Annotated in this window: 29 protein-coding genes, 1 tRNA gene and 2 pseudogenes; 10 read left to right on the top strand and 22 right to left on the bottom strand. The window is 70.9% G+C overall.

The window, feature by feature from the left end:
- Positions 1-210: 210 nt before the first annotated feature.
- Positions 211-1,470 (top strand): protein kinase, encoded by a 1,260-nt coding sequence (locus AB0383_RS04155; RefSeq protein WP_366185092.1) that lies wholly within the window; start codon positions 211-213, stop codon positions 1,468-1,470.
- 162 nt (positions 1,471-1,632) lie between these two features.
- Positions 1,633-2,283: a phosphate signaling complex protein PhoU gene (gene phoU, locus AB0383_RS04150; protein WP_366185089.1), complete on the top strand. Its 651-nt coding sequence runs from the start codon at positions 1,633-1,635 to the stop codon at positions 2,281-2,283.
- Here the strand turns inward: phoU and AB0383_RS04145 are convergent.
- From AB0383_RS04145 to AB0383_RS04090, 12 genes are all read right to left on the bottom strand, one after another.
- On the bottom strand, positions 2,205-2,789 hold the full coding sequence (locus tag AB0383_RS04145) for a DUF2231 domain-containing protein (protein ID WP_366185509.1): 585 nt from the start codon (positions 2,787-2,789) through the stop codon (positions 2,205-2,207). The genes phoU and AB0383_RS04145 overlap by 79 nt on opposite strands.
- Positions 2,790-3,098: 309 nt before the next feature.
- Positions 3,099-3,905 carry a hypothetical protein gene (locus AB0383_RS04140; RefSeq protein WP_364176303.1) on the bottom strand — a complete coding sequence of 269 codons (807 nt, stop codon included), beginning with the start codon at positions 3,903-3,905 and terminating at the stop codon, positions 3,099-3,101.
- Between the two features lie 211 nt (positions 3,906-4,116).
- Positions 4,117-4,407, bottom strand: coding sequence for a gas vesicle protein K (locus tag AB0383_RS04135; protein WP_364176301.1), 291 nt, complete (start codon positions 4,405-4,407; stop codon positions 4,117-4,119).
- Entirely contained in the window at positions 4,400-4,585 is a 186-nt protein-coding gene (locus AB0383_RS04130; protein ID WP_364176298.1) for a gas vesicle protein, read from the bottom strand. Before AB0383_RS04130 ends, AB0383_RS04135 begins: the two co-directional genes overlap by 8 nt.
- Positions 4,582-5,352 (bottom strand): GvpL/GvpF family gas vesicle protein, encoded by a 771-nt coding sequence (locus AB0383_RS04125; protein WP_366185086.1) that lies wholly within the window; start codon positions 5,350-5,352, stop codon positions 4,582-4,584. The genes AB0383_RS04130 and AB0383_RS04125 overlap by 4 nt, the downstream gene beginning before the upstream one ends.
- Positions 5,339-5,695: a gas vesicle protein gene (locus AB0383_RS04120; protein ID WP_364176292.1), complete on the bottom strand. Its 357-nt coding sequence runs from the start codon at positions 5,693-5,695 to the stop codon at positions 5,339-5,341. The genes AB0383_RS04125 and AB0383_RS04120 overlap by 14 nt, the downstream gene beginning before the upstream one ends.
- A 1-nt stretch (position 5,696) precedes the next feature.
- The gene (gene gvpO / locus AB0383_RS04115; RefSeq protein ID WP_364176289.1) at positions 5,697-6,026 is read right to left on the bottom strand and encodes a gas vesicle protein GvpO; all 330 of its coding nucleotides are present in this window, start codon (positions 6,024-6,026) and stop codon (positions 5,697-5,699) included.
- A 6-nt stretch (positions 6,027-6,032) separates the two neighbouring features.
- Positions 6,033-6,299, bottom strand: a complete 267-nt coding sequence (locus tag AB0383_RS04110) for a gas vesicle protein GvpG (RefSeq protein ID WP_364176286.1) — start codon at positions 6,297-6,299, stop codon at positions 6,033-6,035.
- A gap of 4 nt (positions 6,300-6,303) precedes the next feature.
- Positions 6,304-7,089, bottom strand: a complete 786-nt coding sequence (locus AB0383_RS04105; RefSeq protein WP_364176283.1) for a GvpL/GvpF family gas vesicle protein — start codon at positions 7,087-7,089, stop codon at positions 6,304-6,306.
- Between the two features lie 5 nt (positions 7,090-7,094).
- On the bottom strand, positions 7,095-7,505 hold the full coding sequence (gvpJ, locus tag AB0383_RS04100) for a gas vesicle protein GvpJ (protein WP_364176281.1): 411 nt from the start codon (positions 7,503-7,505) through the stop codon (positions 7,095-7,097).
- Positions 7,502-8,662 (bottom strand): SRPBCC family protein, encoded by a 1,161-nt coding sequence (locus tag AB0383_RS04095; RefSeq protein WP_366185082.1) that lies wholly within the window; start codon positions 8,660-8,662, stop codon positions 7,502-7,504. The genes gvpJ and AB0383_RS04095 overlap by 4 nt, the downstream gene beginning before the upstream one ends.
- Complete coding sequence (locus tag AB0383_RS04090) at positions 8,659-9,255, bottom strand: hypothetical protein (RefSeq protein WP_366185080.1); 597 nt, start codon at positions 9,253-9,255, stop codon at positions 8,659-8,661. The genes AB0383_RS04095 and AB0383_RS04090 overlap by 4 nt, the downstream gene beginning before the upstream one ends.
- Positions 9,256-9,561: 306 nt before the next feature.
- Here AB0383_RS04090 and AB0383_RS04085 point away from each other — a divergent pair, with 306 nt between their 5' ends.
- Positions 9,562-9,780, top strand: coding sequence for a CDGSH iron-sulfur domain-containing protein (locus AB0383_RS04085; protein ID WP_364176273.1), 219 nt, complete (start codon positions 9,562-9,564; stop codon positions 9,778-9,780).
- Here AB0383_RS04085 and AB0383_RS04080 read toward each other — a convergent pair.
- The 5 genes and pseudogenes from AB0383_RS04080 to AB0383_RS04060 form a co-directional block, all read right to left on the bottom strand.
- A pseudogene (locus tag AB0383_RS04080) lies at positions 9,765-10,470 on the bottom strand (iron-containing redox enzyme family protein). The gene AB0383_RS04085 and the pseudogene AB0383_RS04080 sit on opposite strands and share 16 nt — an antisense overlap.
- Positions 10,471-10,674: 204 nt before the next feature.
- Positions 10,675-10,956: a hypothetical protein gene (locus AB0383_RS04075; protein ID WP_366185077.1), complete on the bottom strand. Its 282-nt coding sequence runs from the start codon at positions 10,954-10,956 to the stop codon at positions 10,675-10,677.
- Positions 10,957-10,965: 9 nt separating this feature from the next.
- Entirely contained in the window at positions 10,966-11,238 is a 273-nt protein-coding gene (locus AB0383_RS04070; RefSeq protein WP_366185075.1) for a hypothetical protein, read from the bottom strand.
- A gap of 138 nt (positions 11,239-11,376) precedes the next feature.
- Positions 11,377-11,658 carry a hypothetical protein gene (locus AB0383_RS04065; RefSeq protein WP_364176265.1) on the bottom strand — a complete coding sequence of 94 codons (282 nt, stop codon included), beginning with the start codon at positions 11,656-11,658 and terminating at the stop codon, positions 11,377-11,379.
- A gap of 156 nt (positions 11,659-11,814) precedes the next feature.
- Positions 11,815-13,314, bottom strand: a complete 1,500-nt coding sequence (locus tag AB0383_RS04060) for an FAD-dependent oxidoreductase (protein WP_366185072.1) — start codon at positions 13,312-13,314, stop codon at positions 11,815-11,817.
- A 165-nt stretch (positions 13,315-13,479) separates the two neighbouring features.
- On the opposite strand from AB0383_RS04060, the gene AB0383_RS04055 reads away from it, so the two are divergent.
- A complete protein-coding gene (locus tag AB0383_RS04055) occupies positions 13,480-13,758 on the top strand; it encodes a GlsB/YeaQ/YmgE family stress response membrane protein (RefSeq protein ID WP_366185070.1) in 279 nt (92 codons plus the stop codon).
- A gap of 74 nt (positions 13,759-13,832) precedes the next feature.
- On the opposite strand, the gene AB0383_RS04050 is transcribed toward AB0383_RS04055, so the two are convergent.
- The 5 genes and pseudogenes from AB0383_RS04050 to selD form a co-directional block, all read right to left on the bottom strand.
- The gene (locus tag AB0383_RS04050) at positions 13,833-14,510 is read right to left on the bottom strand and encodes an HAD family hydrolase (RefSeq protein WP_366185068.1); all 678 of its coding nucleotides are present in this window, start codon (positions 14,508-14,510) and stop codon (positions 13,833-13,835) included.
- A 168-nt stretch (positions 14,511-14,678) separates the two neighbouring features.
- The gene (locus tag AB0383_RS04045; protein WP_364176253.1) at positions 14,679-15,113 is read right to left on the bottom strand and encodes an ATP-binding protein; all 435 of its coding nucleotides are present in this window, start codon (positions 15,111-15,113) and stop codon (positions 14,679-14,681) included.
- A gap of 208 nt (positions 15,114-15,321) precedes the next feature.
- Positions 15,322-15,390: pseudogene (locus tag AB0383_RS04040) on the bottom strand (hypothetical protein); the annotation flags it as partial.
- A gap of 245 nt (positions 15,391-15,635) precedes the next feature.
- Positions 15,636-16,925 carry a cation:proton antiporter gene (locus tag AB0383_RS04035; RefSeq protein WP_366185507.1) on the bottom strand — a complete coding sequence of 430 codons (1,290 nt, stop codon included), beginning with the start codon at positions 16,923-16,925 and terminating at the stop codon, positions 15,636-15,638.
- A 78-nt stretch (positions 16,926-17,003) separates the two neighbouring features.
- Positions 17,004-17,996 (bottom strand): selenide, water dikinase SelD, encoded by a 993-nt coding sequence (gene selD / locus AB0383_RS04030; RefSeq protein ID WP_364176247.1) that lies wholly within the window; start codon positions 17,994-17,996, stop codon positions 17,004-17,006.
- A gap of 54 nt (positions 17,997-18,050) precedes the next feature.
- Here selD and AB0383_RS04025 point away from each other — a divergent pair.
- The 6 genes from AB0383_RS04025 (at position 18,051) to nrfD (ending at position 26,154) form a co-directional block, all read left to right on the top strand.
- Positions 18,051-18,145 (top strand) — tRNA-Sec (locus tag AB0383_RS04025).
- A complete protein-coding gene (gene selA, locus AB0383_RS04020; RefSeq protein ID WP_366185065.1) occupies positions 18,145-19,431 on the top strand; it encodes an L-seryl-tRNA(Sec) selenium transferase in 1,287 nt (428 codons plus the stop codon). The genes AB0383_RS04025 and selA overlap by 1 nt, the downstream gene beginning before the upstream one ends.
- On the top strand, positions 19,422-21,176 hold the full coding sequence (gene selB, locus AB0383_RS04015) for a selenocysteine-specific translation elongation factor (protein ID WP_366185063.1): 1,755 nt from the start codon (positions 19,422-19,424) through the stop codon (positions 21,174-21,176). Before selA ends, selB begins: the two co-directional genes overlap by 10 nt.
- A 10-nt stretch (positions 21,177-21,186) precedes the next feature.
- Complete coding sequence (gene fdh, locus AB0383_RS04010) at positions 21,187-24,414, top strand: formate dehydrogenase (RefSeq protein ID WP_366185061.1); 3,228 nt, start codon at positions 21,187-21,189, stop codon at positions 24,412-24,414.
- Positions 24,407-25,234 carry a 4Fe-4S dicluster domain-containing protein gene (locus AB0383_RS04005; RefSeq protein ID WP_366185059.1) on the top strand — a complete coding sequence of 276 codons (828 nt, stop codon included), beginning with the start codon at positions 24,407-24,409 and terminating at the stop codon, positions 25,232-25,234. Before fdh ends, AB0383_RS04005 begins: the two co-directional genes overlap by 8 nt.
- A complete protein-coding gene (gene nrfD, locus AB0383_RS04000; RefSeq protein ID WP_366185057.1) occupies positions 25,231-26,154 on the top strand; it encodes an NrfD/PsrC family molybdoenzyme membrane anchor subunit in 924 nt (307 codons plus the stop codon). Before AB0383_RS04005 ends, nrfD begins: the two co-directional genes overlap by 4 nt.
- The last annotated feature ends 15 nt before the right edge of the window (positions 26,155-26,169 follow it).

Genomic DNA, 26,169 nt, shown 5'->3' with positions numbered 1-26,169 from the left:
TCCCTCCCGGCCACACGGGCGTCTCACGAGGTTCCCTTCCCGGATCCAATGAGCACGCACACCGTCAACGTCGCCGCCAGTACCAGTACGGACGGCGGGGGGCTGCCACAGGTCGGCGGTGCGGAGGGTCTCGTTTTCCGGCCGTTCCGTTTGGCCGGCCGCGTCGCCGGGGTACTTGGCGGGTCACCGACGAGACGGGGGTGCCGGCCGATGACGGACCGATGTGGAAGAGACGGCGGTGGAGTCACCGATCCTCGGTTTCCCCTGCACGACGCCGGTCTGTTCCCCTGGGACGCCACGGAAGATCCGCCGCTCTCGATCGCCGGGCGCTACGACGTCGAGCACCTGATCGGCCGTGGGGGCACCGCGCGCGTGTACCGAGCGGTCGACCGGAGGCTCGACCGCGCGGTCGCGGTCAAGGTGTACGACCGGGAGGCCGTCGCGGTGGAGCAGGTGCGGCGGGTCCGGGAAAGGACGATCCAGGCCGGGTTGGACCACCCGCGCGTGGTGGCCGTGCTCGACAGCGGGACGGACCACGGCCGGCCGTTCCTCGTGATGCAATTGGTGGACGGTGAGAATCTCGCTGAGCGCTTGCTGTCCGGCCCCGTGCCGGTCGAGGAGGGGACCGATCTGGCGGTGCAGCTCGCCGAGACGGTCGAGCATCTCCACGCGCGGCGCGTCGTGCATCGAGACCTCAAGCCCGCCAACATCCTGCTCGGCCCTGACGGTCCGCTGATCAGCGATTTCGGCATCGCGCACGAGCTCGGCTCGACCCGCATCACCGGCACCGGGTTCGTGACGGGCACGGCCGCGTACCTCGCACCGGAGCAGATCGTCGGGGAGCCGGCCGGTCCGGCCGCCGACATCTACGCACTTGGTCTCATCCTGCTGGAGTGCCTGACGGGGGAGCGCGAGTATCCCGGCACGATGGCCGAAGCAGCGATGGCACGGCTGCACCGGCCACCGCGGGTTCCCGCCGGGCTGCCCGCGCCCCTCGCGCACACCCTCGAGCGGATGACGGCCCGCGACCCGGGGGATCGCCCCACTGCCGCGGAAACCCTGTGGATGTTGCGCCGGCCCGACTGCGCGGTCACCCCGTCCCGGCCACCGGCCTCGGCCACCCGCCGGCGCCGGCGGAACCTGCTCGCCTTGGGTGGCTTCGCGGCCGCGACCACGGCAGCCGTCCTCGCAGCGGTGCTCCCGGGACCGGGCGCAGCGGACCCCGCTCGCGGCGGGACGCCTGCCGCGCAACCGCCGGCTGCGACCGTGCCCTCGCCATCGACCGCGGTCACCGCGAAGCCACCTGCGTCGTCCGTCGCGGCGCCGCAGAACCCCGCCGCGCCGCCACGGCCGGTGCCGATCGCCGTGAACGGGCCCGGAGTTCTGACCGCCGTCCCCGGCAACAAGGCCAGGGCAGAGGGCGGGAAGGCCAGAGGGAAGCCCAAGGGCAAGGGCCACGGCGGTCCGTAGCGCCGCTGCCTGGCCACACGCCCGTTTATCCGGCTGCATTTCGGGTACTCGTTGGCGCCGGCGTCGACTTCAGAGGTCCGGCGGCGGCGCAGCGTCACGAGTCGATCAGGGCCCGGCCGGGTTTGCCGACGCGGTGGCGGGAGGCGCGCGAGAGGTTGGCTGATGGCCATGCGACAGGCATTTCATCTCGAGCTGGCTCGGCTCGGTGCCGAGATGACGGCGATGTGCGTCGCCTGCTCGGAGGCGATGCGGCAGGCCACCGCGGCTTTGCTCACCGCGAACTTGGAGCTGGCCGAGCAGGTGCTCGTCGGCGACACCGAGCTGGATCTGCAGCGCGCCGAGTGCGAAGACCACGCTGAGGCGCTGTTGGCGTTGCAGGCCCCGGTCGCCCATGAGCTGCGACTCGTGCTCGCCGCGGTGTACTGCGCCGACAAACTCGAGCGCATGGGTGACCTCGCCGCGCACATCGCCGGCACAGCGCGATTTCAGCACCCGGACCACCTCGACTCCGCCGAGCTGGAGGAAAAGTTCCGCCGCCTCGGCGATCTCACCGCGGGCATGGCCGACCGGCTCGCGGACATGATCGCCGCACCGTTCGCGGGCATGTTCATCGAGCTGGACAACGCCGACCAGGCGGTGGACGACCTGCACGCTCAGGTACTCGACCTGATCACCAGCCGGAACTGGAAAGGCGGCGCCGCCGCGGCGGCCAACGCCGCCCTGCTGGCCCGGTTCTACGAGCGCTTCGGCGACCAGGCCGTGTCGGTGGCCAGGCGCCTCGAATTCACCGTGACCGGCGCCTTGCCCGTCTGATTCTGTGCGCGTTGCCAGCGGAAGACCCCGGCGCCCTGGGCGTAGGAGAGGTGGCCGCCGAGCGCACCCCCGGCACCGAGGACGAGCAGGCCGAGTGCGCCGAGCAGCTTGCCCCCGGCCGCGCCACGGCGCCGCCGGCGGTAGGAGGCGGCGAAGATCATGGTCGCGACGAGGTTGAGCACGAGATGGCAGAACCCGACCCGGCGCTGCCGCTCGTCGAGGTCGTGGTAGTCGGCGGCACCGAGGATCGCGGCCGCCGGGGCCGCCAGCAAGCCGATGCCCACGAGGCGACGGGCAGCTTCGTCGTTGCCCGGCACCAAGTCGAGCAGCGACGAGCACGCCCACGCGCCGATCGGGAGGGTGACCGCGAGCGGGTGCAGTGGATGGCCGAGCCGGCGGCCTCGAAGCTCTTCACCGGCCTGGCCGCTGAAGAGCTCGTCCACCGGCCTCGCCACCGCGGCCGCGGGTGCGTCCAGTGCTTGGACCTCTTCGAGGGCGGACAACACCCGGTGCGGCGGGGACTCCGTCGCAGTCCGGGTCCTGGCGAACCTGATCGCGAATGGTGAGTTATCGGTCATGACACGGGCTACCCCCACGGTCGGGCTCCAACCCTCACCGCGGAATCGACTTGTTCACGCTCCCGCCGCAGCTGCGGCAAACGGGCCGCGGTGCGGCGGAAGCGTGACGTCGTCTTCGCAGCCGTCAATCACGGCTTTTCGTCCAGCGCTTGGTGGATGACGTACCAGACATCGACCCGTCCGCCTTGGAGTGGTGCAGTTCGCTCTGCCCGCACCGATTCCTCGTCGCGCTCCGTGTCAGGATCGGTGAGCGCCCTGGACAGGCGATGCACCGTGCTCGTGGCGACCCACCGGCTGCTCGGTTTTGTGCTTGGTGTCGGCGGCGTCCTGGGCGGCACGCTGTTTGCCGATCGCCGGATCGGACCTGATCTGGTCGTTCTCGTCCTTGGCCTTCTCGTATCCGGAATTGACCAGGTCCGCGGCGGCGTCCCGGCCGCCGATGCCGAATGCCAGAGCCGCGGCCAGTGCCGCCGCGCCGACCAGCGCGGCGTAGGTGATCGTGACGATCACCGGGGAGATCCCCAGCTGAGTCAAGATCATGAAAATGGCGATACCCATGATCATCGCCGGGGCGAGGGTGCGGGCGATCTTTCCGGTCGGCGTGTCGCCCATGGTGCGGTGCAGCAGTCCGCCGACCGCGCCGGCGACTGCGGCCGCGACGATGAAGATCAGCAGCGCGGCGATGACATTGGGCAGGTAGCTCAGCACCTGGTTCATGAACGCGGTCAACGCCGGAATCCCCAGCGTCCCGATAGCTGAGGAGATCACGAACAGCATGATCACCCAGAACACGACCAGACCGACGAGCTTGGACGGGCTGCCCCGCGGGGAGAGTTTCTCCACGTAGTTCGCGCCGCCACCGGACTTCAGCCGGTCGTCGACCTTCGCCTTCTGCAGACCCTTGGTGATGGCCTTGTCCAGCAGTTTGGCGATGATGAAGCCGATCAGCAGCACGAGAAGCGCGCCGATCAGCTGGGGCAGGTAGTTCACGAACGTCGTGAATGCGCTCTGCAGACTTTGCAGGATGTTGAAGCCGGTATTCATCGATCTCGTCCTCTCGTGGACAAATTTCGGTTACGTCGATGGGTACCTCCCGACTCCGCTGTGGCCGTTTTCGGCTCTGGCGTTTCGAGCGGCGACAACCCAGGCAGGTTGTATTTCCGCTGCGTACCCGGTCGACGGCCGGTCAAACACGCTGTTATCACCAAACGGAATGCGTCGTTACCCGGTCATTCGGTCTCGAAAGTGGGTAGCGCTATTCCTCGGAAAGCAGCGTTCCCAGCGGTCCGAGATCGATGTTGAGTTCCCGCCGCTCCAGTCCGAAGTGATCGCACAATTCTTCCATGCGCAGATCGAGGTACATCAGCGTCTGGCCGATCTCCTCGACCTTGTCGTCGTCCAGATCGCCGTGGTCGACGCGGCGCAGCGCCTGGCGCTCCATGAGCTGGCGCAACAGCTCCACCACCGTCAGCACCAGACTGACGAGGCTGCGTTCCGCCGTCTCGGGATCGGCGTCGATCCGGTTCTTTCGCTCGTCGTCACCCATGGGGCTGCTGCAATGCTGTGATCGACGTGATCAGGGTTCGCAGGGAAACGCGCACGAGATCGACGTCGGCGATGGACAGGGTGATTTCGCCGCTCACCACGACGCCGCCCGCGAGTACGCGGTCGAGCAGGTCGATGAGGGCGACGTTGCGGTTCCCGGCGCGTGCCGGCACAGTCATGGTTCCTCCGGTGTAGAGAACGAGTACGGCGGCCATGGCCCGGTCAGCTCCACGGTGAGCACGGTGCTGTCCCGGCCACTCGAGTCCACTGCTTCGGCGAAGCGCCCGGCTTGCCCGGCATCGACGAGGTACGCCCCGTTGAGCACCATCGGCCCGTCCTGGTCGGTCAGCGCCCGGCTCTGCGGGGGATGGGTGCAGGCGTCGGCCGCGAGTTCGCAGAGCGCGGCGTGGAGACGGCTCACCTGGTCCGCGGCCCGCTGCTGACGTTCTTCCTGTGACGCCAGCGCGCGGCGCCGCCGCGCCAGGTAGGCAACCCCCGCGCCTTCGCTGTCCGGCACGGCCGCGGCGGGCTCCGGTTCGGACTGCAGGAATGCCTTCACCCCCCACTCGACCCGGCCCGAGACGTGCTCGAGCGTCCGTTCGAAATCGGCGCAACGCTCCTCGACGGCGACCCGGACGGAGGCGTCGTCGTGGTACACCGTCGCGAGGCGCACGGGCGCCACCGGCCCCTGCTCGACGAGCGCCGCGATCACGGAGTCGTGCGCTCGCGCCACCGCGGCCAGCCAGTCGAGGTCCTCCAGGTTGCGACGCAGGGCTTCCGCACCGAAGGAGCTCAACGGGACATCGCCCACCACCGCGGCCAGCCTGCCCGCCGTGACAACCCGCGGGCGTTCGGCCGACACCCCGGTCAGTCCGCCGAGTGCGGCGGCCCCGGCTTCAGGCGTCACGGCGTACAGCCACACGCCTGTCTCGTCACTCGCGTTCATCATCTTCCTCGCCGGCCTCGATGGACTCCGGCGCCGCCTCCAACTCGGCGATGCGCGCCCGAAGCTGCCGGTTCTCGTTTTGCAGCTTCCCGTTGTCACCGGTCAGCCACGGATCGCTCTCCCACCAGTTGATGCCCACCTCGCGGGCGGTCTCGAGCGAGGCGATCACCAGCCGCAGCTTGATCGTCAGCAGTTCGATGTCGAGCAGGTTGACCTGGATGTCCCCGGCGATGACCAGTCCCTTGTCCAGCACCCGCTCGAGGATGTCGCCGAGGTTCGCGGGCTGGCTTCCGGTAGCACCGAGCGCGCCCTGGGACCGGCTGACCGGTTGCCCCGATACCATCTCAGCTCCCCTCGTTTCCGGTGCCGGACTTGCCGCGCGCGTACCGCCGCGTGCGGCGGAACGCGAGCAGGTCGCCTTCGGTGTCCAGCTCGATCTCGTACAGCGCCAGGATGTCAGCCGAGGACGGGATGCGGTGCTCTTCGATCACTTCGACCTCGACGACCCAGCCGTCTTCGAGCGGCTCGACCGACGTGACGCCCACGGGTTCGCTCGTGATCAGCTCGTCCAGCTGACGCACCGCCGAGGCGGCCGCTGTCGAGGCGACCATGCCGTCGCGCCCCGATCGACGGCGGGTCGGCGGGGACCGGTCTTCACCTTTCGCGGTGGCCATCGGCCGTCACCTTTTCCTCTCGTCGGTTCGGCGTACGGGCCGGCTCGGCCGGGAGCCCGTCAGCCGGCTCAATGCCTCTTGCTGCGCTTCGGCTTCTTCTTCGGCCGAGATCTCGCCGGCTGCCCGCGCCTGCTCCACGGCCTCCAGCTCGCGCCGGACCGACGCGGGGTCGTGCAGCTCTTCGTCGACCCGCCGCCGGATCAGCTCGCCCAGGGCGAGGACCCCGCGGACCGGTGCCAGCGGCAGACCGAAGATTCCCGACAACAGGCCCATCGCGTCACTCCGGCGTCCGCGTGACGACGAAGTCGTACGCAGCGAGCGGACCGAGCAGGCGGACCTCGACGCGGCCTTCCCAGTCCTTCGCTAGCTCGTCGATGGCGGCTTCCAGATCGCCCTGCCGGTCGGTCTCGGCCAGCACTGCGAGGTGCACCGCCTCCTCATCGTGAGTCGGCTGTCGAGGCGCGAGCTCAACGACCAGATCGGCCAATGCGTCGGCCGTCCGTTGCGTATCGACCGCCCGCTTCGCCTCGATCGCCTGCGTGATCTGCTCGCCCAGGGCCATGCGCTCGTTGCGGGTGGCATCCTGTGGCTTGCCCCGGATCGCGTCCGCGAGCTGCGCCATGCCGTCGTTCTCGGACAGGATTTCCCGCAGAATGGCCCCCTCGTCGTAACGCGCCCGGACGACGTACTCCGCTTTGCCCTCCAGCTCCTCCAGCGCTGCCATGAAGTCATCGCGGTTCGCGTCAAGCAGCTCGTCGACCACCGCTCGCTCGTCCGCGACGACGGCGCCAAAGCGCAGCGGCAGCACCGGGACCTCGGCTGCCGCCGCGTCCAGCAGGCTGGCGTACGCCGAAAGGTCCGCAGGCCGGCCCAGCGGCGTGTCCTGGGGGATTTCGCTGACCAGCGCGGCGATCGGTCCACTGTGCACTGTGGTCACGGCGGAAGGCGGATCCCCCACTCCACGCGCGTCGCCGTCGATCTCGACGTCGGCGGGCAGGATGCCGTAGACGTAGATCGCCGTCTCGGTTCCGTTCTCCGTCTCGGTGTCGGTTTCGGCGGTCACTCGCCTCACCGTCCCTTCCTGCCGCGGCGCACGGGTTCTTCCTCTTCCTCGTCTTCGTCTTCGTCTTCGCCGAGGATGCCGCGCAGCTTGTCGCCTGCTGCCTCGAGCGCCCCGCGCGTCTTGGCCTTGGCGCCGCCGGAGGTCACGTCCTCCAGGAGGTCGGGCAGACCCTTCTGCTCGGTGCCCGAGATGTCGAGGCGATTCACCGCTTCCGCGAACCGCAGGTAGGTGTCGACACTGGCCACCACAACTCGGGCGTCCACGGTCAGCAGCTCGATGCCCACCAGGGACACCCGTACGTACGCGTCGATCACGAGGCCCTTGTCCAGGATCGTGTCGATCACGTCGGCGAGGCTGCTCGAACTCGGCCGGTCGAGGCCGCCGCCCCCACCGGAGGGCTGTACTGCTGTTGTCATCGCCTGCTCCCTCGACTTCTGCCTGCGCCGACACGCGCGCGGCCGCGGCGAGGCTGATCTTCCTCGGCCGCCTCGTCGGATTCCTCTGCGTCCTCGGTCTCGTCGGTGTCTTCGGTGTCTTCGGGCTCCTCTTCCTCAGGCTCCTCCTCGGGCTCTTCTTCGGGCTCCTCTTCGGACTCCGCGTACTCGTCCTCTTCGGAACCGGTGTCGGCGGACTCCTCGTCCTGCTCCGGTCCGGTTTCCTCGGCCTCGTCGCGGTCGGCGCCCTCGTCACCCTGCTCGACGACCTGCCCGTCGTGGATCTCGCCGTGCCACCCCTCGATGTCGTCGGGGTGCAGCAGGTCTTCCGTCATCACGTGGCGGCGGAAATGCTTGAGCTCCAGCCGTGCCCGGCGGCCTTGCGCCCGCCAGATGTTGCCGGTGCGCTCGAACAGCCCCTGCGGGTGGTACGCGAGCACCAGCACGACCTTGGTGAGGTCCGGCGTGAGCTCGTGGAACGTCACCGCTCCGTCAACGTGACCCTTCGCTGCCTTGGAGCGCCACACGATCCGCTCGAATGGCACCTGCTCCAGGATGGTCGCCTCCCAGCTGCGGTGCGACCAGAAGACCTGCGCCTTCCACTCGGTCTTCTCTTCGCTGACCTGCTCGACGTTGTTGACCTTCTTCATGAACGCCGGGAAGTCGGTGAACCGGGTCCACTGGTCGTATACGAGATCGATCGGCGCACCGATGTCGATCTCCTCGACGATGTTGGTGAGCTTGATCTTGTTGCCCTTACCGCTGCCACCGCCGCCCCCGCCGCTGAACGTGTCCTTCACCTTCTGCGCGATACCGGACAGGCCGCCCTTGACGGCGCCCATCATCGCCTTGCCCTTGACGCCGCCCTTGCCGCCGGTCGCCGCTTCGAGAAGGCCACCGCCGCCGCCTTCGGCGAAGTCGGTCAGGCGCCCGGCCGTCGAAGAGATCCGCTTCGTGATGGAACCCGTCGCCCGGGTCATGGCCGCTTGACCCAGCCCGCGCAGGGCATCGGTCAGCTCACTCGTGTTGCCGCCGGTCGCTTTCGACGCGGCGCCGCTGACCGTGCCGGTCGCTTTGCCGGCTGCGCTCGTGGCCTTGTCGGCGGTGTTCTTCAACGTTTTGGTGACCACTGCGTTCACCTCCTCGCCCGGCGGACGGGCGAGCGCTTGGTGGCGGTGCGTGCACTGCCAGAACTCTTGTCACCGTCGTCGGACGACGCGGACCGCCGGCTCGATGATCGCCGCTGCGGCTTCCGTTCGTCACCATCGCTCGATCGGCGGCTCGCCGCGCGGCGGCGCTGGGGCTTCTCGGGCTCGGGTTCGGGCTCGGGCTCGGGCTCGGGCTCCGGCTCTTCCTGGTCTTCGGCTTCGTCCTCGTCCACGACTTCGGCTTCGTCTTCGTCTTCCGGCGTGGCGTCGTGCTCGTCGTCGGCCTTGGACTTCTTGCCGCGGGTGAGCGCGCTGCCGTCCTGGAGGCGTTCGCTCAGAGATTCGATCTTCCCGCTGGCCGCCGTCACCGCCGCGGCCTTCGCCGCGGAGAGCAACTCGTCACGCGCCAGTGACGTCAGCTGGCCGATCTCCGCGGACGAGCCCAGCTGCTTGAGACCACCTTGGACGAGCTTCGCCGGCGACACCCCGGCCTTGCCGGTGGCCCCCGCGGCCGCGATCATCAACGCGAGGCGCCCTTTTTTCGTCCGCCCCAGTAGATAACCGGCCGCGACTCCGATCGCCATTCGTGTTCCTGCCTTCATGGCCGCTCCTCCTGACTCTTGCGGTAGCGAGTTCGTCACGCACAACCCGCACGCCGCCCCCGAAACAAGGCGAACAGGAATGTGACTTCGTCATTTGATTCAGCTACCCGCAACCTTCCGCGTGAAAACACCTGAGGACGGAAAATGTATTTCTCAATAGTGGGTAATGGTGGAAAAAAATCACGAAACCGATTCCGGAGGTTTGGCTTTTGCCGACAGGGCAACGCCGAGTTTGCCCGGCCGGGCGGCGGGTAAACGGCGAGGACCCCGAACGACGAGGAGGGTGTGATGAGCAGCGTTGCCGAGGAAGGTGGCTACCGCCGGGCGCGGCTCGTGCCGGGCGGCCCGTTGCTGGTGGACGGCCCGATCGAGCTGCAGGCGCCGGACGGGGACGTGGTGCGCTCGGACCGATTCGTCGTCGCGGTGTGCACGTGCCGGCGCAGCAAGCGGTTCCCGCTGTGCGACACGAGCCACCGCAAGCGGGTGAGGACTCAGGACAACGGGTGACGCAGCGAGGACCGCCCGGCGCGCCAGCACGCCAGGAGGTGCTCGCTGAGGCGCTCTTAGAGGAGGTCGGTCGCCTGGACGCCGAACACGTCTCCTCGGTGGCGGCGAAATGACCGACGAGCGCGCCCCGCAGCGATCGGTGCAGACCGAACAGCGACATCATGTGGACGATCGCGATCATCGGTGCGGGCGTGCCCCAGCAGAGCGAGGTAGCCGTCTGGCAGCTCGGCGCCACGCAAGAGGTCGGCGAACAAGCGCGAAGACTCCCGCACGCCACCATTGTCCTTCGTCGCGAAGGAAGTGGGATACGCCGGAGCCGTCGATCGGCTCGACGAGCAGGGCCTCGAACTCGGCGTTGACGTCGTGGCCACCGGGACCGCGCCACGGAGGCCGGTCAGGAACCGGTGCTCCAGTGCCGCGCGGGCCCGGAGCAGGTCCGGATCCCACTCCCACGTCTCGTCGACGTCCGGCAGTCCCTGGTAGTGCTGTTCAAAAGTAGAGGTGCAACGCGAGCTGCGGGTCGTTGCCGAACGAATCGGCGTCCGCGAGGGGCGTTGAGCACCAACGGGCGCCCGCCGGCGGAGCGGACAACACTGCGGCGACCGTGGCCGAAAGCGGGCCCCGGGCGGCGGCAATTCGGGGGTGGGCAGCATCGTCATGGCCGCTGGTCACCCGCGGCGGCGGCTTCATGCCCGGTGGCCGGCACGGTCCGCTCGGCGAGCAGGCGAAGTGCCGCGGGCAGTCCGGCCGTGGCGGTGGCACGCTGCGCGACCGAATCGCGATCCTGGCGTTCCGCCGCTGCTGACGGCGAACGGAGTCGCCCGGCCGAGCACTGCCCTGCGCGGGTTCTCCGGTGAAAGGTTCCGTTGCCCGGCGGTGAGCGCCCCGGGCAGGCTAGCGGTTCCTGCTTCGGCTCAGCAGCCGGATGGTGGCGCGTTCGAGGACCGCGCGAGCGTCGTCGCCCTCGGCTTTCGCGGCGCGGCTCAGGGCCCTGCTGATTGTGTGTGACGAGCGGTAGGCCTCGACCAGCCGGGGGTCCACATAGGACGCCCGGCACACGGCCGGGATGTTGCCGAGCGCTTCGGAGACCTGGCGCATCACCGCGGCCTCCGCGCGTTTGGCCGCAGCCTCCGACGCCGGTTCCGCCGCGGTGGCGAACGCGGCCGCGGCGAGCACGGTGGCGTTTCAGGTGTGCAGGTCCTGGGCCGTGCAGTCCTCGCCCGCGAGTTCCTTGAACCGCTCGTTGACGTCGGCGGCGTGGATCTCGTGCGGGCCCGAGCAGGTGCGGTAGACGAGCAGCCGTTCGCTGTCCGCGCGGCTGCGCAGCAAGGACCGCAGCATTTCCACCAGTGCCGGATCGTCGATCGACACCGCCCTCGCGGCGCCACCCTTGGCCGAGTACTCGAACACGCAGGCACCCTTGCGCACGCAGGCGTGCTCACGCAGCAGGGTGGCCACGCCGTGAGTGCCGTTCTCCTCGGCGTACTCCTCGCCGCCGGTGCAGCGCGGCGCCGAGCATCCGCAGCGCGGCGCCGAGCATCCGCAGCGGCGCCGAGCACGCAGCGTTCGGTGAGCACACGTTCGGCCAGGTCGTCCTCAACCTGGGCCCGCCATCCGGGCAGCCGCCTCGCCATGGCCAGCACCCTGTCGTGTTTCTCCTCGTCGCGGTCGCGGCGCCACTGCGGGGTGATACAGGTACTGCCGCCGGCCGGCGGCGTCCGTGCCGACGGCCTGGATGTGACCGTTCGGCTGCGGCGCGATCCACACGTCGCGCCACGCGGGCGGGATGACCAGGTCCTCGATCCGCTCCGGCGCTTCGTCTTCGGCGAGCCGGTCGCCGGCGGGGTCGAGGTAGGAGAACCCGCGTCCGCGTCGCACCCGCCGGATGCCCGGGGCGGGCGGTGAGGGCGCTGCGTCGCAATCGCGTCATTCCCTCCAGATACCCCGGGGTGGTTGCCCGTCGCGCGGAATAGCGATGCATCGGCACTGGTCGATCGGAGGGGCCGTCGGACGGGCCAAGGGCGTGCTGATGGCTCAGCGGTGATGCCGGCGCAACGGTCGGACGGCGGGGCCCTGGACGACGTCGCCGTCGGGGGCGAAGCGGGAGCCGTGGCACGGGCAGTCCCATGTGTGTTCGGCGTCGTTGAAGGCCACTAGGCAGCGGAGGTGCGTGCAATGCGCTTCCACGGTGTGCAGGTCGCCGTCTTCGGCTCGGTAGGCAGCGACCAGTTCAGCGCCCACGCGGACCACGGCGCCCTGGCCCGGTCGTACCTGGTCCAGGGAGCGGCCCTGCTGCAACACGGACACGTGGTCGCCGACGAGGTGGCGGCCAACCTCGAAGGCGTCTTCGGCGAGGCTGAGCACCGAGCGCGCGTCGAAGCGGTTGGGGTCGAACAGCGCGGCGGCAGGGTGGTCCTTACCCAGGATGCGGGCGGCGACGACCTGGCCTGCCGCCGTGCCGCCGGTCATGCCCCACTGGCCGAGGCCCGTCGCGACCCACAGCGGCAACGAGGCGGGCAGATAGCGGCCGGCGTACGGCAGTCCGTCCAAAGTGGACAGATCGTGTGCGGACCAGCGGTGGGTCACGCGGTGCAGGCCCGCGTGTTCGCCGGCCCAGGCGGCGAGGCGTTCGTAGCGTTCCTCGATGTGTGATTCGGCCCCCACGCGGTAGTGCTCGCCGCCGGCGACGACGGTCGGGGTGCCGTCGGCGGTGTAGGCGCGCACCGAGTGGTGGGTGTCGGCGTCGAGGTATATCCCGTCCGGTGCGGCGTTGCCGGCCGCCGGGCCCGCGACGACCAGGTCGCGCACCGGGTCGAGCCGGGCGAAGTAGAGCCCTCGGTCGAACACGGGGTAGTGCGTGGCGACCACCACGTCGTCGGCCTCGACGTCACCCTGGGACGTCCGCACGACCCGGCCGCGCAAGTCGAGGCCCAGCGCGCGCGTGTGCTCGAGGACGGTGCCGCCTGCGAGTTCGACCTCGGCGGCGAGCCCGAGCAGCCAACGGCGGGGGTGGAAATGCGCTTGCCCGGCGACGCGTACGGCACCGAGGGCGGGCACGTCCAGCTCGACGTCCTTCACGTACGCCGCCGGAAGCCCGGCTTTCATGGCCGCGTCGGCTTCCTTCTTGAGCTTGTCGACGGTCCCGCCTTGCGTCGTGTAGACGTAGCTGGGCGCGCGGGTGAACGCGCAGTCGATGCCCGCTTCGGCGGCGATCCACTCCAGTGCCGCGGACTGCGCCCCCGCGTAGGTCTTCGCGGCGTCGGCACCGTGGCGCGCCTCGAGCTCGGCGTACTTCAGCCCGTGCTGGGCGCTCACCTTCGCCGTCGTGTGCCCGGACACGCCGCTCGCCACCCGGCCGGCCTCCAGCACGACCACCGACTTCCCGGCCCGCGCCAGCAGCACCGCCGTGGTCAGCCCCGCGATCCCGGCCCCGAGCACGACCACGTCGGCCCACGTGGGCGGTGGCCCCGAGCCGCGTTCGGGCGCGGGCGCGGTGTCGATCCACAACGACAGCGGGGCGGGCAGGTCCGTCATCAATAAGTGGTTCCCCCGTGGAGTGAGCCCAAACACCGGGCGTTTCACCCCGGCGCGATCTGGTCGCGGTATCACGGGGCGGCGGCGATGCGAATTTCCGCAAGCGCTGGTTTCGCTCGGCCGCGTCCGGGTATTCGAGGTCATCGCTTGGAAAGGAAGTCAGCGATGGCTATCGCCGGAATCATCAGCGCACTCGTCATCGGTTTGATCATCGGCGTTCTCGGTCGGCTGCTTGCGCCGGGAAAGCAGAAGATTCCGCTGTGGCTCACGATCGTGGTCGGGATCATCGCGGCGTTCGCGGGGACGGCGATCGCACGTGCGGCCGGATACGCCGACACCGAAGGGATTGACTGGCTCGAGCTGATCACCCAGATCGTGCTGGCCGCGCTCGGGGTTTCGCTCGCCGCTGCCGCCTTTGGCCGGAGGCGGAAAGTGCTGCGATGACCCCTGCCCGCCCAGCCCGGTCCAGTTTTCTGGGCCGGGCTGGTGCGTGGCCGTTACCGGCTCTTCCGCGGCGATCAATCCCGGAGCAGTGGTGCCAGCGGGCTGTTGTCGAGCTGTGCCAGTATTTCTGCGACGTCGCGGTAGACGGCCACCGCGCCGGCATCGCGAAGTTCCGCGGCGCTGATTCCGCCGGAGCGGACTCCGACCGTTCGGACCTCCGCGCGGCGGGCGGACTCGACGTCCCAGACGGCGTCACCGACGAAAATCGACCGCGCGGAACCGGCGCCGGCCGCGTCCAAGGCGACGACGATCGGCTCGGCGTCGGGTTTGGTTGCTTCGACGTCCTTGCCGGCGATGACCGCGGCGACCTCGTCGTCGACGTCGAGAACCTGCCGCAGGATCTCCAGCTCGTCGGGCCCTGCGGACGTGGCGAGCACGACGCGTGCTCCGCGCCCGGCCAGGGTCCGGATCAGATCGCGGGCACCGGGAAACGGCCGCAGCAGGTCCGAATCACGCAGGTACAGCGCGGAATGCAGTTCCTTCACGAGGGAGCCGAGCTGCTCGGCGTCCGCGTGGCCGAGGAGCCGGGCGAGGAGTTTGTCCGAACCCATGCCGATCGCCCGGTGCACGCGCCAGCCGTCCACCGGACGATCCACGGCGTGGAAGGCGCGCAGCCAGGCGTGGACGTGCAGGTAGTTCGAATCGACGAGCGTGCCGTCCACGTCGAACAGCACGGCGGTCGGCTCGGGCATGCGGTGCTCCTTTCCGGACTGTCGCAGGGGTAACCGGTCGGCCACGCTTTCGCCAAAAGTGGCGGCGCCGCCGGCCGAACGGCCGGCGGCGCGTCTCGGCTCGGGGTCGCGCCCGCAGCCAGGTTTACCCGCTTCCTTGCCGGCCAAACGACTCCGCACCGCGGAGTGTCAGTTCGAGGCGCCACCGGGTGGCAGGTGCCAGCTCATGGTGACTGTGGTTCCGTGGGGTGTGGGCGTGATGGTGACGTCGTCGGTGAGGGCGCGGATGAGGGGCAGGCCACGACCGTGGCGCGGGTCGGGGCCGCGTGGTGGCTGCCATCGGCCTTCGTCAGTGATCGTGACGCGGAGGCTGCGCTCTTCGTGGTGGGCGCGCAATTCCACTCCGCCATTCTTGGAGCCCGCGGCGTACGCGTGCTCGACGGCGTTGATCAGGGCTTCGTAGACCGCGAGTTCCACGTCGGTGATCAGCGGCGGCGCCAAGCCGCGGGCGCCGGCCCAGCGGGCGACAGCCCGGCGCAGCGTGGCCGCGTGGGGCACCTGTGCGGGCTCGTGGAGATGCAGCGTGGCTGGGGGACGGTACTGCGGGGCGCTCGCCGGGCACATCGCGGCCACTCCTCGACGTCGGCTGGACGTGATCTGCTTTCCGCGTACCCGCTGGCGCCGAGGATATGCGTGGCTTCCGAGGTTCAGCCCGTTTCGTCCGTGACCTGGTTCGGTGCGCCGAGGGGTTCGGACTCGGGAGCCGCTGTCGCCACTCCGACTGCCAGTTCTTCAGCGCGCGGTTCCAGAAATCGGCCGAACTGAGGTATTCGGCCCACGAGACGGGATCGGCGAAGCCGCTGAGCTGGACACCGTGTTTTCCGTTCGTTGACAGCCACATCGCCGCCACCACAGCGCGGCGGCCGTGGCAGCCGGCGTGAGGGCGGCGGTCGCCGCGGCGCTCAGCAGGCCGGGTCCGGTCCACGTCAAGGAAAACCCGGCCGGCGGGGGCAGCGGCGGCAGCACCGGCAGGACGTCGTGCAGGTAGCCCGCGCGGTCGTTCGCCTGGGCTCCGGCGGCGATCGCGGTGGTGCGCACCCAGGGCACGACGCGCCAGGATCTCCGCCGTCGCGCGCATGGCTGGAGCTACCCGTTGCGCGGGCCGGTCAACCCGCCGGGGTCGCCGATGGTCGGCAGGTGGCCGCCTGCGGCTTCGATCCGCCGGATGGTGGGGCCGGCAAGGATGCCGTGGACCAGCACGGACAAGGCGATGGTGAGGGCGCCGACGCGCCAGAGCACGTCTTGTCCGGGAACGGGGAAGCGATCGAGGGCGTAGGCGAGGTAGAAGATCGTGCCGATCCCGCGCACGCCGAAGAACGCGATCGCACCTGAGGCGTGCCGTCCGGCCGGCGAACCGAGCAGGGCGAGCCATCCGAGCACGGGCCGCACGACGAGCACCACGACGCCGGCCACGAGCAGCTCGACGGGTGAGAAGCCGTGCAGCAGCCCGTCACCGAGGGCCACGCCGAGCCCCAGTAGTGCGAGTGCGACGAACAGCCGTTCCAGCTGACGGCCGAAGGCGTGCAGCACCTCGTGGTACTCGTGCGACCGTTCCTCCGCGCGCACCGCGACGGCGGCGACGAACACGGCCACGAAACCGTTTCCGTGGACGAGTTCCGCAACCGCATACGGCAGGAAGGCGAGGGCGAGCAGCACGAGGCCGTCGGCGTAGTCGGCCAGCCGGAAGCGCGAAGAGGCCGTGCCGAACATCGCCCATCCCAGCAGTTTTCCGGCGCCGAGCCCCACCAGCACGCCGATGCCGACCGGCAGGACGAGGTCCACCAGGATCCACCCGGCGTCCGGCTCGGGGGGCTGCCCGGCCAGTGCGAGCGCCAGGAGGACGAAGGGCATGGTCAGGCCGTCGTTCAGGCCGGCCTCGATGGTGAGCGTGGACCGGATCTCGTTGTGGCGGGCCAGGTGCGCGCCGACGTCGGGGGAGGGGACGCCGACGTCGCCGGCCAGCACGGGGTCGGTCGGCGCCAGGACCGAGCCCAGCAGCATCGCGACGGCCGGGGTGAGCGCGAGCCACCACCAGCCGAGCAGCGCGACGACGGCGATCATCGCGGGCATCGTGATGCCCAGCAGCCGCCAGGCCGACGCCCAGCGGCGGACTCCGAACGGGCGGTCCACCGAAAGCCCGGCCCCGGCCAGCGACACCAGGATGCCCAGCTGGGCGAACGACTCGACGCCGGTCAGGTGCGCGGCCGGGTCGGCCCACCCGTCGCCATACGGCGCGGGCAGTGGCAGCAGGCCGAGCCCGATGCCGGCGATCAGCATCACGAGCGGGGTCGAGAACGGCCGGTCGGCGACCAGCTTCGGCAGCACGGCCGCGGCGAGCGCGAGCAGCCCGGCGACGCCGAAGAGGACGGTCAACATGGACACCGCGACACCTGCTGATCTTCCGGGACACCGGTTCCGTGTCTACCCGCCGGACCCGCGGCGCAAACGCGGCTCTCAGCCGGCCACGACCGTGTGGTCCGAACGCGCCACGAGCTCGCCGATCACCGGGTGGCCGGGCAGCTCGCCCGCCACCAGCAGTCCGCCGGAAGTCTGGGCGTCGGCCAGGAGCAGGGCTTCGGTCTCGGTGGTCCGCGACAGGTCGGCGTGCGGGCGGACCCAGTCGAGGTTGCGCCGGGTGCCACCGCTGACGTAGCCGTCGCGCAGCGCTTCGCGCGCGCCGTCGAGGTAGGGCACGGCCGCCGGGTCGATCCGCGCGGTGACGCCGCTCGCGCGGGCCAGCTTGTGCAGGTGGCCGAGCAGTCCGAACCCGGTGACGTCCGTCGCGCACACGGCGCCCGTGGCCAGTGCGGCGACCGAAGCGTCGCGGTTGAGCGTGGTCATCGTGGCGATGGCGTGCTCGAACCGCTCGCCGGTGGCCTTGTGGCGGGAGTTCAGCACGCCGATGCCGAGCGGCTTGGTGAGGGTGAGCGGCACACCCGCGCGGCCGGAGTCGTTGCGCAGCAACCGGTCCGGGTCTGCCGTCCCGGTGACGGCGAGGCCGTACTGGGGTTCCGGGGAGTCGACGCTGTGGCCGCCCGCGAGGTGGCACCCCGCTTCGCCGCACACGTCGAGCCCGCCGCGCAGGACCTCGGCGGCCAGCTCGAACGGCAGGACATCGCGCGGCCAGCCCAGCAGGTTCACCGCGACCACGGGCGTGCCGCCCATCGCATACACGTCGGACAATGCGTTGGCCGCGGCGATCCGGCCCCAGTCGTACGGGTCGTCGACGACCGGGGTGAAGAAGTCCGTGGTCGCGATGAGCGCCGTCCCGCCGGAAATCCGGACAGCCGCCGCGTCGTCACCGGCGTCCAGGCCGACCAGCAGCTCACCGGCCGCGTTCGCGGGCCGGGCGCCGGTGAGACCGCCGACCACGGATTCGAGCTCACCGGGCGGGATCTTGCACGCGCAGCCGCCGCCGTGGGCGTACTGGGTCAGCCGGATGGTCATGGCGCTCATCATGCGCGGGCGCCGCCGTGTTGGCAGGATGGCGGGATGCCCCAGGGAGGCGTTTCCGGCCTGGTGACCGGCGCGGTCTTCAAAACCGTTGAGCGGCAGGTCCTGCCGCTGGCGGGTTCGATTCCCGTCCGCCTCCGCCATGGGTGACCCGCGGCGGGCGATCCCGCGCACCGATTCCGTGCTCGCCGAGCCGCGGCTCGCGAAGGCGGCCGGCACGCTCGGGCGTGACCTGGTGAAGTCGCTGGTCGTGGCGGCGCAGCAGCGGGCGAGAGCCGGGGAGATCGGGCCGGGAGAGGTCGTCGACGACGTGTTGGCCCGGCTGCCCGCCACCGGGTCTTCGCTGCGAGCCGTGCTGAACGCGACCGGCGTTCTCGTGCACACCAACCTCGGCCGCGCGCCGCTGTCCGCTGCCGCGCTCGACGCGGTCGTCGCCGCGGCCGGGACCACCGACGTCGAGTTCGACCTCGGGACCGGCGAGCGCGCGAAACGCGGCCGCGGTGCCCTCGCGGCCCTGACCGCCGCGGTGCCGGGCGCGGCGGTGCACGTGGTGAACAACAACGCGGCCGCCTTGCTGTTGTGCGCGCTGGTTTTGGCGCAGGACAAGGAGATCGTGGTCAGCCGCGGTGAGCTGGTCGAGATCGGCGACGGCTTCCGCATCCCCGACCTGCTGGAGTCGACCGGCGCGCGGCTGCGCGAAGTCGGCACGACCAACCGCACCTCCGCCCGCGACTACGCGGCCGCCGTCGGCCCGGACACGGGGTTCGTGCTGAAAGTCCACCCCTCGAACTACCGCGTTACCGGCTTCACGTCCGAAGCGAGCGTCGCCGAGCTGGCCGGGCTCGGCGTGCCGGTGGTCGCCGACGTGGGGTCGGGCCTGCTGGCGCCGCACTCGTTGCTGCCCGGGGAGCCGGACGTCACGACCGCGCTGGCCGACGGCGCCGCTGTGGTGACCGCGAGCGGTGACAAGCTCCTCGGTGGCCCGCAGGCCGGGCTGCTGTTCGGAGACGCCGCGCTGATCGAACGGCTTCGGCGTCATCCCGCCGCTCGGGCGCTGCGCGTGGACAAGCTCACGCTCGCCGCGCTCGAAGCCACTCTGCGCGGCCCGGAGCCACCGGTGCGCGCGGCACTCGGCGCCGACGTCGGAGAACTCCGGACGCGCGCCGAAACGCTGGCCGCGGCTCTGCGCTCGGCCGGAGTGCACGCCCGGGCCGTGGACTCGGTGGCGGTCGTCGGAGGCGGCGGGGCGCCGGGCGTCGAACTGCCGAGCTCGGCCGTCTCCTTGCCCGCCCGCTACGCGGCGGCGCTGCGACGGGGTGAGCCTCCGGTGGTCGGCCGGATCGTGCGCGAGAAGTGCCTGCTCGACCTGCGCACGGTGCGCCCGGCCGAGGACGTGATGCTGCGGGAGGCCGTGCGCCGATGCGGGTGATCGCCACGGCCGGACACGTCGACCACGGGAAGTCCACGCTCATCCGCCGGCTCACCGGCATGGAGCCGGACCGGTGGGCCGAGGAACGCCGCCGCGGCCTGACACTGGACCTCGGCTTCGCCTGGATGCGGCTGGCCGGCGAGGAGCTCGCGTTCGTCGACGTTCCGGGGCATCGGCGGTTCGTACCGAACATGCTGGCCGGGATCGGTCCGGTGCCGGCCGTGCTGTTCGTGGTCGCCGCGAACGAGGGCTGGATGCCGCAGTCGGCCGAGCACCTGGCCGCTCTCGATGCGTTCGGGGTCCGCCACGGCCTGCTCGTCGTCACCAAGGCCGACCGCGCGGACCCCGCGGCGGCCACCGCGGCGGCGTTGCGGGAAATCGCGAAGACGGCACTCGGCCAGGTGCCCGCCGTCGCCGTCAGCGGCACGACCGGTGCGGGCCTCGACGAGCTGCGCACCCGGCTGACCGAGCTTGCCGCCGGCCTGCCGCCGCCGGACCCGGGAGCAGACGTCCGGCTCTGGATCGACCGGGCGTTCACGATCAAGGGCGCCGGCACGGTCGTCACCGGCACGCTCGGCGCCGGCACGCTGCGTGTCGGAGACGAGCTGACGCTCGGCGAGGCCCGCGTCCGGGTGCGCGGCCTGCAGTCCCTCGGCGAAGCGCACGAGAGCGTGTCCGCCGTGGCCCGGGTCGCCGTGAACCTGCGCGGCGTGGCCCGCGACGCGGCCGAGCGCGGCGACGCCCTGCTCACGCCCGGCGCGTGGCGCACCACGGCCGAGCTCGACGTGCGGTTGCGCGGGACACCCGCGGCCGAGCTGCACCGGCACCTGGTGGCGCACCTCGGCTCCGCGGCCGTGCCCGCACGGGTCCGCCCGCTCGGCCCGGACACCGCGCGGCTGCTGCTCGCGACGCCGTTGCCGCTACGCGTGGGTGATCGGGGACTGCTGCGGGACCCGGGAGAACACCGGATCCCGGCCGGGTTCGACGTCCTCGACGTCCGGCCGCCGCCGCTGGCCCGCCGTGGCGCGGCGCGAGCGCGGGGCACGGAGCTGGCGGCGCCGGAACCCGGCTGGGATCTGCTGCGCCGCGAAGGGTTCGTGCGCCACGACGACTTCCACGCCCTCGGCCTCCCGGAGGCCGGCGAGCGGCTCGGCGACTGGCACGCCGACCCGGCGCACCTCGCCCGGCTGCGCGAGGAGGCGCCCCGGGTGGTGGCCGGATGGACGCGCGAGCATCCGATCGCCGCCGGCATGCCGGTCGCCGTGCTCCGGCAGCGGCTCGGCCTGCCGGCTGCCGAACTGGTACCGGCGATCCTGGCGGACGGCCTGACCGTGGCCGGCGGACTCGTGCGGCGCCCAGGCGCGGGGTTGAGCACGGACGTCGAACGCGCGCTCGCCGTGCTCGAGAAGCGCTTCGCCGAGCACCCGTTCCAGGCGCCGGAAGCGGACGAACTGCGCGAGCTCGGCCTGGGCACCCGCGAGCTGGCCGCCGCCGTGCGCCTGGGCCGCCTGAGAGCTGTCGCGGACGGCGTGGTGCTCGGCCCGGCCGCACCGCGGCGCGCCGCGGAAGCGCTGGCCGCGCTGGGGAAACCCTTCACCGTGTCCGAGGCCCGGCGGGCGCTGGACAGCACCCGTCGCGTGATGATTCCGCTGCTGGAACACCTGGACGCCCTCGGCGTCACCGAACGGCAGGCTGGCGGCACCAGACGTGTGGTTGGGGCTGCGAATCCCGCGTACGGCGATTAACGTGCGAGGCATGGGCGTGCGGCAGTGGATCGAAGGCTGGCCGGTGTACCGGCAGCTGACCGGTCCCGATCGCACGGCCCGCGCCGCCGCGGCCAAGTCCGCCGGTTCGGAGACCTGGCACGCCCGCACCGAAGACGCCGACAGGGTGGTCCGGTCGATCTGCCCGTACTGCGCGGTCGGCTGCGGCCAGAAGGTGTACGTCAAGGACGGCGCCGTCACCCAGATCGAAGGCGACCCGGACTCGCCGATCTCGCGCGGTCGCCTGTGCCCGAAGGGCTCGGCCAGCAAACAGCTCGTGACCAGCCCGAGCCGTGTCACCGAGGTCCTCTACCGCCGCCCGTACGGCACGGAGTGGGAGCGCCTGCCGCTGGACGAGGCGATGGACATGATCGCCGACCGCGTGCTGAAGACGCGCGCCGACACGTGGCAGGACGTCGACGACCAGGGCCGCAAGCTCAACCGCACGCTCGGCTTAGCCAGCCTCGGCGGCGCGACGCTGGACAACGAAGAGAACTACCTGATGAAGAAGCTCTACACCGCGCTCGGCGCGATCCAGATCGAGAACCAGGCGCGTATTTGACACTCCGCCACGGTTCCCGGTCTGGGGACCTCCTTCGGTCGTGGGGGCGCCACGACGTTCCAGCAAGATCTCGCCAACGCCGACTGCATCGTCATCCAGGGCTCGAACATGGCCGAGTGCCATCCGGTCGGGTTTCAGTGGGTGATGGAGGCGAAGGCCCGCGGCGCGAAGATCATCCACATCGACCCGCGGTTCACGCGCACCAGCGCGGTCTCGCACGTCCACGCGGCGCTGCGGGCCGGGTCGGACATCGCGTTCCTCGGCGGGCTGATCAAGTACGTGCTGGACCACGACCTCGACTTCCGGGAGTACGTGCTCGCCTACACCAACGCGGCCGCGATCCTGCGTGAGGACTTCGCCGACACCGAGGACCTCGACGGTCTCTTCTCCGGTTTCGACCCCGAGAAGCGCCGGTACGACATGACGACGTGGGCCTACGAGGGCGCCCCGACGCTGCCGGCGGCCGGGTCGACCGATCCGGAGCAGCCCGGCGAGCCCGGTTCTGAGCCCCGCCACGGCGGCGAGGGCCATCAGCGCACCGCCCGCGCCGACTCATACGGCAGCGGCGGCGCGGCGGTGGGCGCCAAGCCCAAGACGGACGAGACGCTGCGGCACCCGCGGTGCGTCTACCAGGTCCTCAAGCGGCACTTCGCTCGCTACACACCCGAAGCGGTCGCAGACATCTGCGGGATCCCGGTCGCGCAGTTCACCGAGATCGCGGAGGCGGTCACCGCGAACTCCGGGCGCGAGCGCACCACGGCGTGGGTGTACTCGGTCGGGTGGACGCAGCACAGCGTCGGCGCGCAGTACATCCGCACGGCGTCGATCCTGCAGACGTTGCTGGGCAACATCGGCCGACCCGGCGGCGGCATCCTCGCGTTGCGCGGGCACGCCAGCATCCAGGGCTCCACCGACATCCCGACGCTGTTCAACCTGCTGCCCGGTTACATCCCGATGCCGCACGCGCACCAGCACCAGACCCTTGCGGAGTTCGTCGAGGCGGACGCGGGCCAGACCGGCTTCTGGGGCAATATGCAGGCCTACACCGTCAGCCTGCTGAAGGCCTACTGGGGTGACCACGCCCAGCCGCACAACGACTTCGCGTTCGCTCACCTGCCGCGGCTGACCGGCGACCACGGCACGTACGCAACGGTGCAGAAGCAGATCGAGGGGGAGTGCAAGGGCTACTTCCTGGTCGGCGAGAACCCGGCGGTCGGCTCGGCCAACGGGAAGCTCCAGCGCCTCGGCATGGCCAACCTCGACTGGCTGGTCGTGCGGGACCTGCAGATGATCGAGAGCGCGACGTTCTGGAAGGACGGCCCGGAAATCGAGACCGGCGAGCTGAAATCGGAGGAGATCGGCACCGAGGTCTTCTTCCTGCCCGCCGCCGCGCACACCGAGAAAGACGGCAGCTTCACCAACACCCAGCGCCTGTTGCAGTGGCACCACAAGGCCGTGGAGCCGCCTGGCGAGGCCCGCAGCGACCTGTGGTTCTACTACCACCTGGGCCGCCTGATCAGGGAACGCGTGGGCGACGACCCGCGGGACGCGGCGATCCGCGACCTCACCTGGAGCTACCCGACCGAGGGCCCGACGGCCGACCCGAGCGCGGAATCGGTGCTCGCGGAGATCAACGGCCACGGCCCCGGCGGCCCGCTGTCGGCCTACACCGAGCTGAAGGACGACGGCTCGACCTCCTGCGGCTGCTGGATCTACTGCGGAGTCCGCGCCGACGGACACAACCACGCGGCGAACCGGCAGCCGGGGTCCGAACAGGACTGGGTGGCGAACGGCTGGGCCTGGGCGTGGCCCGCGAACAGGCGGATCCTCTACAACCGCGCCTCGGCGGACCCGGACGGAAATCCCTGGAGCGAACGGAAAAAGCTGCTCTCCTGGGACGCCGGGCAGGGCAAGTGGACCGGCCCCGACGTCCCGGACTTCGAGCCCACCAAGGCACCGGACTACGTCCCGCCCGAAGGCGCGAAGGCACAGGCGGCGCTCGGCGGCGGAGATGCGTTCATCATGCAGACCGACGGCAAGGCCTGGCTCTACGTGCCCGCGGGCCTGGTCGACGGTCCGCTCCCGACGCACTACGAGCCGTTCGAGAGCCCGGTCGACAACGCCCTGTACAGCCGGCAGGAGTCGCCGACGCGCCAGACGCTGGACAGCCCGTCGAACCCGTACAACCCGGCGCGCAGTTCGGTGTACCCGTACGTGTTCACGACCTACCGGCTCACCGAGCACCACACGGCGGGCGGCATGAGCCGGACGCTGTCGCACCTGGCGGAGCTGCAGCCGGAGTTCTTCTGCGAGGTCTCCCCGGCGCTCGCGGCCGAACGCGGCCTGGAGAACGGCGGCTGGGCGACCATCGTCTCGGCGCGCACGGCGATCGAAGCCCGCGTGCTCGTGACCGATCGGATCAAGCCGCTCAAGGTCCGGGGCCGGACCATCCACCAGGTCGGGCTGCCCTACCACTGGGGTCCCAACGGCCTCTCGCGCGGCGACGCGGCCAACGATCTGCTCTCGATCGTGCTGGACCCGAACGTGCACATCCAGGAGGCCAAGGCGGCCACCTGCGACATCCGCCCGGGACGGCGGCCGCGCGGGCCGTCCCTCCTGGACTTCGTGGCCGACTACCGGAGGCGAGCCGATGGCTGAGTACGGCACCCAGCCCCGCATGGGGTTCTTCACCGACACATCCGTGTGTATCGGCTGCAAGGCGTGCGAGGTCGCCTGCAAGGAGTGGAACGGCGTCCCGGAGTCCGGTGAGCTGGACCTGCTCGGGATGTCCTACGACAACACCGGCGAGCTGGGCTCGAACACCTGGCGGCACGTCGCGTTCATCGAACAGCCCGCGGTGGACCTGGGGATGCCGACGGTCGGCGCGCCTCGACAGCTTGAGCAGGAGCCCGGTGTGCGCTGGCTGATGTCCAGCGACGTCTGCAAGCACTGCACCCACGCCGCGTGCCTCGACGTCTGCCCGACGGGCGCGTTGTTCCGCACCGAGTTCGACACGGTCGTGGTGCAGCAGGACATCTGCAACGGCTGCGGCTACTGCGTGCCCGCTTGTCCGTACGGCGTCATCGAAAAACGCGAGAGCGACGGCCGCGCTTTCAAGTGCACCCTCTGCTACGACCGGCTCGGCGCCGGCCTGGAACCCGCGTGCGCCAAGGCCTGCCCGACCGACTCCATCCAGTTCGGGGAGCTGGCCGAGCTCCGCGCGCGGGCCGCGTCACGAGTCGACGCGCTGCACGCGGACGGGGTGCCGGAAGCTCGCCTCTACGGCCACGATCCGGACGACGGCGTCGGTGGCGACGGCGCGTTTTTCCTGCTGCTGGACGAACCCGAGGTCTACGGCTTCCCACCCGACCCCGTCGTGACGACCCGCGATCTGCCGGCGATGTGGAAACGCGCCGCGACGACCGCGGCCGGGGTGGCCGCCGCGCTGGTCGTGTCGTTCCTGGGCCGGCGCCGATGAGCCCCCGCCGCGAACGCGCCATGGTCGAACCCGTCGAGTTCCGCTCGTATTACGGTCGCCCGATCCTGAAGGAACCGGCCTGGAAGCAGCCGGACGTGCCGCTGTACCTGTTCCTCGGCGGCGCCGCCGGGGCCTCGGCGTCGATGGCCGCGCTGGCCGACCTCACCGGCCGTCCGGCACTGGCCCGGGTGGGCCGGCTGGTCGCCTCGGGCGGCTCTCTCGCGAGCGTCGTGGCGCTGGTCCACGACCTGGGCAAGCCGACGCGGTTCCTGAACATGCTGCGCGTGCTCAAGCCGACCTCGCCGCTGTCGGTGGGATCGTGGATCCTCTCCCCGTTCTCCGGGCTCGCGGCGGTGGCGGCCTTCTCAGGGGTGACCGGCATCCTGCCGCGCGTCGGTCGCCTCGCCGGGGCTGGCGCGGGCGTCCTCGGCCCGGCGATGTGCACCTACACCGCCGTGCTGCTGGGCGATACGGCGACCCCGTCGTGGCACGAGGCCGGCGGCACGCTGCCGATCCTGTTCGCGGGCAGCGCGGTGACCAGTGGCGCCGGGGCCGCGCTGATTTCGGTGCCTCCGGCGGAGAACGGCCCGGTCGTGCGCGCCGGCCTCGCCGCGGCCGCTGCCGAGCTGCTCGCCGAGCACCACCTGGAGACCGGACTGGGCCTGGTCTCGGAGCCGTACCGCACGGGCCGCGCGGGAAAGCTGCTCAAAGCGGCCAAGTCGCTCACCGCCGCCGGCGCCGTGCTGTCGCTGGCCGCGCGTCGCAGCCGTGTGGCGGGTGTGGCCGCCGGGGCGGCTTACCTGGCGTCCGGGCTGTGCACGCGGTTCGGGGTGTACGCGGCCGGAGTGGAGTCCACAAAGGATCCGAAGTACGTGGTGGTGCCGCAACGGGAACGGCTGGCCCGCCGCGCGCAGAGCTGACGGCAGCTCACCACG

The sequence above is a fragment of the Amycolatopsis sp. NPDC051373 genome, from assembly GCF_040689465.1.
In the GTDB taxonomy this organism is placed as follows: Bacteria; Actinomycetota; Actinomycetes; order Mycobacteriales; family Pseudonocardiaceae; genus Amycolatopsis.
Note: the sequence above shows the minus strand (reverse complement) of the source record. Positions and strands in the feature narration are given on the sequence as shown.

Bases quoted from the DNA above. Each gene is read 5' to 3' on its own strand.
- AB0383_RS04085 (WP_364176273.1), top strand. From the start codon at position 9,562: ATGAGCAGCGTTGCCGAGGAAGGTGGCTACCGCCGGGCGCGGCTCGTG.
- selB (WP_366185063.1), top strand. From the start codon at position 19,422: ATGCGGGTGATCGCCACGGCCGGACACGTCGACCACGGGAAGTCCACG.
- AB0383_RS04155 (WP_366185092.1), top strand. From the start codon at position 211: ATGACGGACCGATGTGGAAGAGACGGCGGTGGAGTCACCGATCCTCGG.
- AB0383_RS04110 (WP_364176286.1), bottom strand. From the start codon at position 6,299: ATGGGCCTGTTGTCGGGAATCTTCGGTCTGCCGCTGGCACCGGTCCGC.
- AB0383_RS04055 (WP_366185070.1), top strand. From the start codon at position 13,480: ATGGCTATCGCCGGAATCATCAGCGCACTCGTCATCGGTTTGATCATC.
- nrfD (WP_366185057.1), top strand. From the start codon at position 25,231: ATGAGCCCCCGCCGCGAACGCGCCATGGTCGAACCCGTCGAGTTCCGC.
- AB0383_RS04140 (WP_364176303.1), bottom strand. From the start codon at position 3,905: ATGAATACCGGCTTCAACATCCTGCAAAGTCTGCAGAGCGCATTCACG.
- AB0383_RS04050 (WP_366185068.1), bottom strand. From the start codon at position 14,510: ATGCCCGAGCCGACCGCCGTGCTGTTCGACGTGGACGGCACGCTCGTC.
- AB0383_RS04125 (WP_366185086.1), bottom strand. From the start codon at position 5,352: ATGAACGCGAGTGACGAGACAGGCGTGTGGCTGTACGCCGTGACGCCT.
- selD (WP_364176247.1), bottom strand. From the start codon at position 17,996: ATGACCATCCGGCTGACCCAGTACGCCCACGGCGGCGGCTGCGCGTGC.
- selA (WP_366185065.1), top strand. From the start codon at position 18,145: ATGGGTGACCCGCGGCGGGCGATCCCGCGCACCGATTCCGTGCTCGCC.
- phoU (WP_366185089.1), top strand. From the start codon at position 1,633: ATGGCCATGCGACAGGCATTTCATCTCGAGCTGGCTCGGCTCGGTGCC.
- AB0383_RS04090 (WP_366185080.1), bottom strand. From the start codon at position 9,255: ATGGCGATCGGAGTCGCGGCCGGTTATCTACTGGGGCGGACGAAAAAA.
- gvpO (WP_364176289.1), bottom strand. From the start codon at position 6,026: ATGGCCACCGCGAAAGGTGAAGACCGGTCCCCGCCGACCCGCCGTCGA.
- AB0383_RS04130 (WP_364176298.1), bottom strand. From the start codon at position 4,585: ATGACTGTGCCGGCACGCGCCGGGAACCGCAACGTCGCCCTCATCGAC.
- AB0383_RS04135 (WP_364176301.1), bottom strand. From the start codon at position 4,407: ATGGGTGACGACGAGCGAAAGAACCGGATCGACGCCGATCCCGAGACG.
- AB0383_RS04005 (WP_366185059.1), top strand. From the start codon at position 24,407: ATGGCTGAGTACGGCACCCAGCCCCGCATGGGGTTCTTCACCGACACA.
- AB0383_RS04120 (WP_364176292.1), bottom strand. From the start codon at position 5,695: ATGGTATCGGGGCAACCGGTCAGCCGGTCCCAGGGCGCGCTCGGTGCT.
- AB0383_RS04060 (WP_366185072.1), bottom strand. From the start codon at position 13,314: ATGACGGACCTGCCCGCCCCGCTGTCGTTGTGGATCGACACCGCGCCC.
- AB0383_RS04045 (WP_364176253.1), bottom strand. From the start codon at position 15,113: ATGTGCCCGGCGAGCGCCCCGCAGTACCGTCCCCCAGCCACGCTGCAT.
- AB0383_RS04035 (WP_366185507.1), bottom strand. From the start codon at position 16,925: ATGTTGACCGTCCTCTTCGGCGTCGCCGGGCTGCTCGCGCTCGCCGCG.
- gvpJ (WP_364176281.1), bottom strand. From the start codon at position 7,505: ATGACAACAGCAGTACAGCCCTCCGGTGGGGGCGGCGGCCTCGACCGG.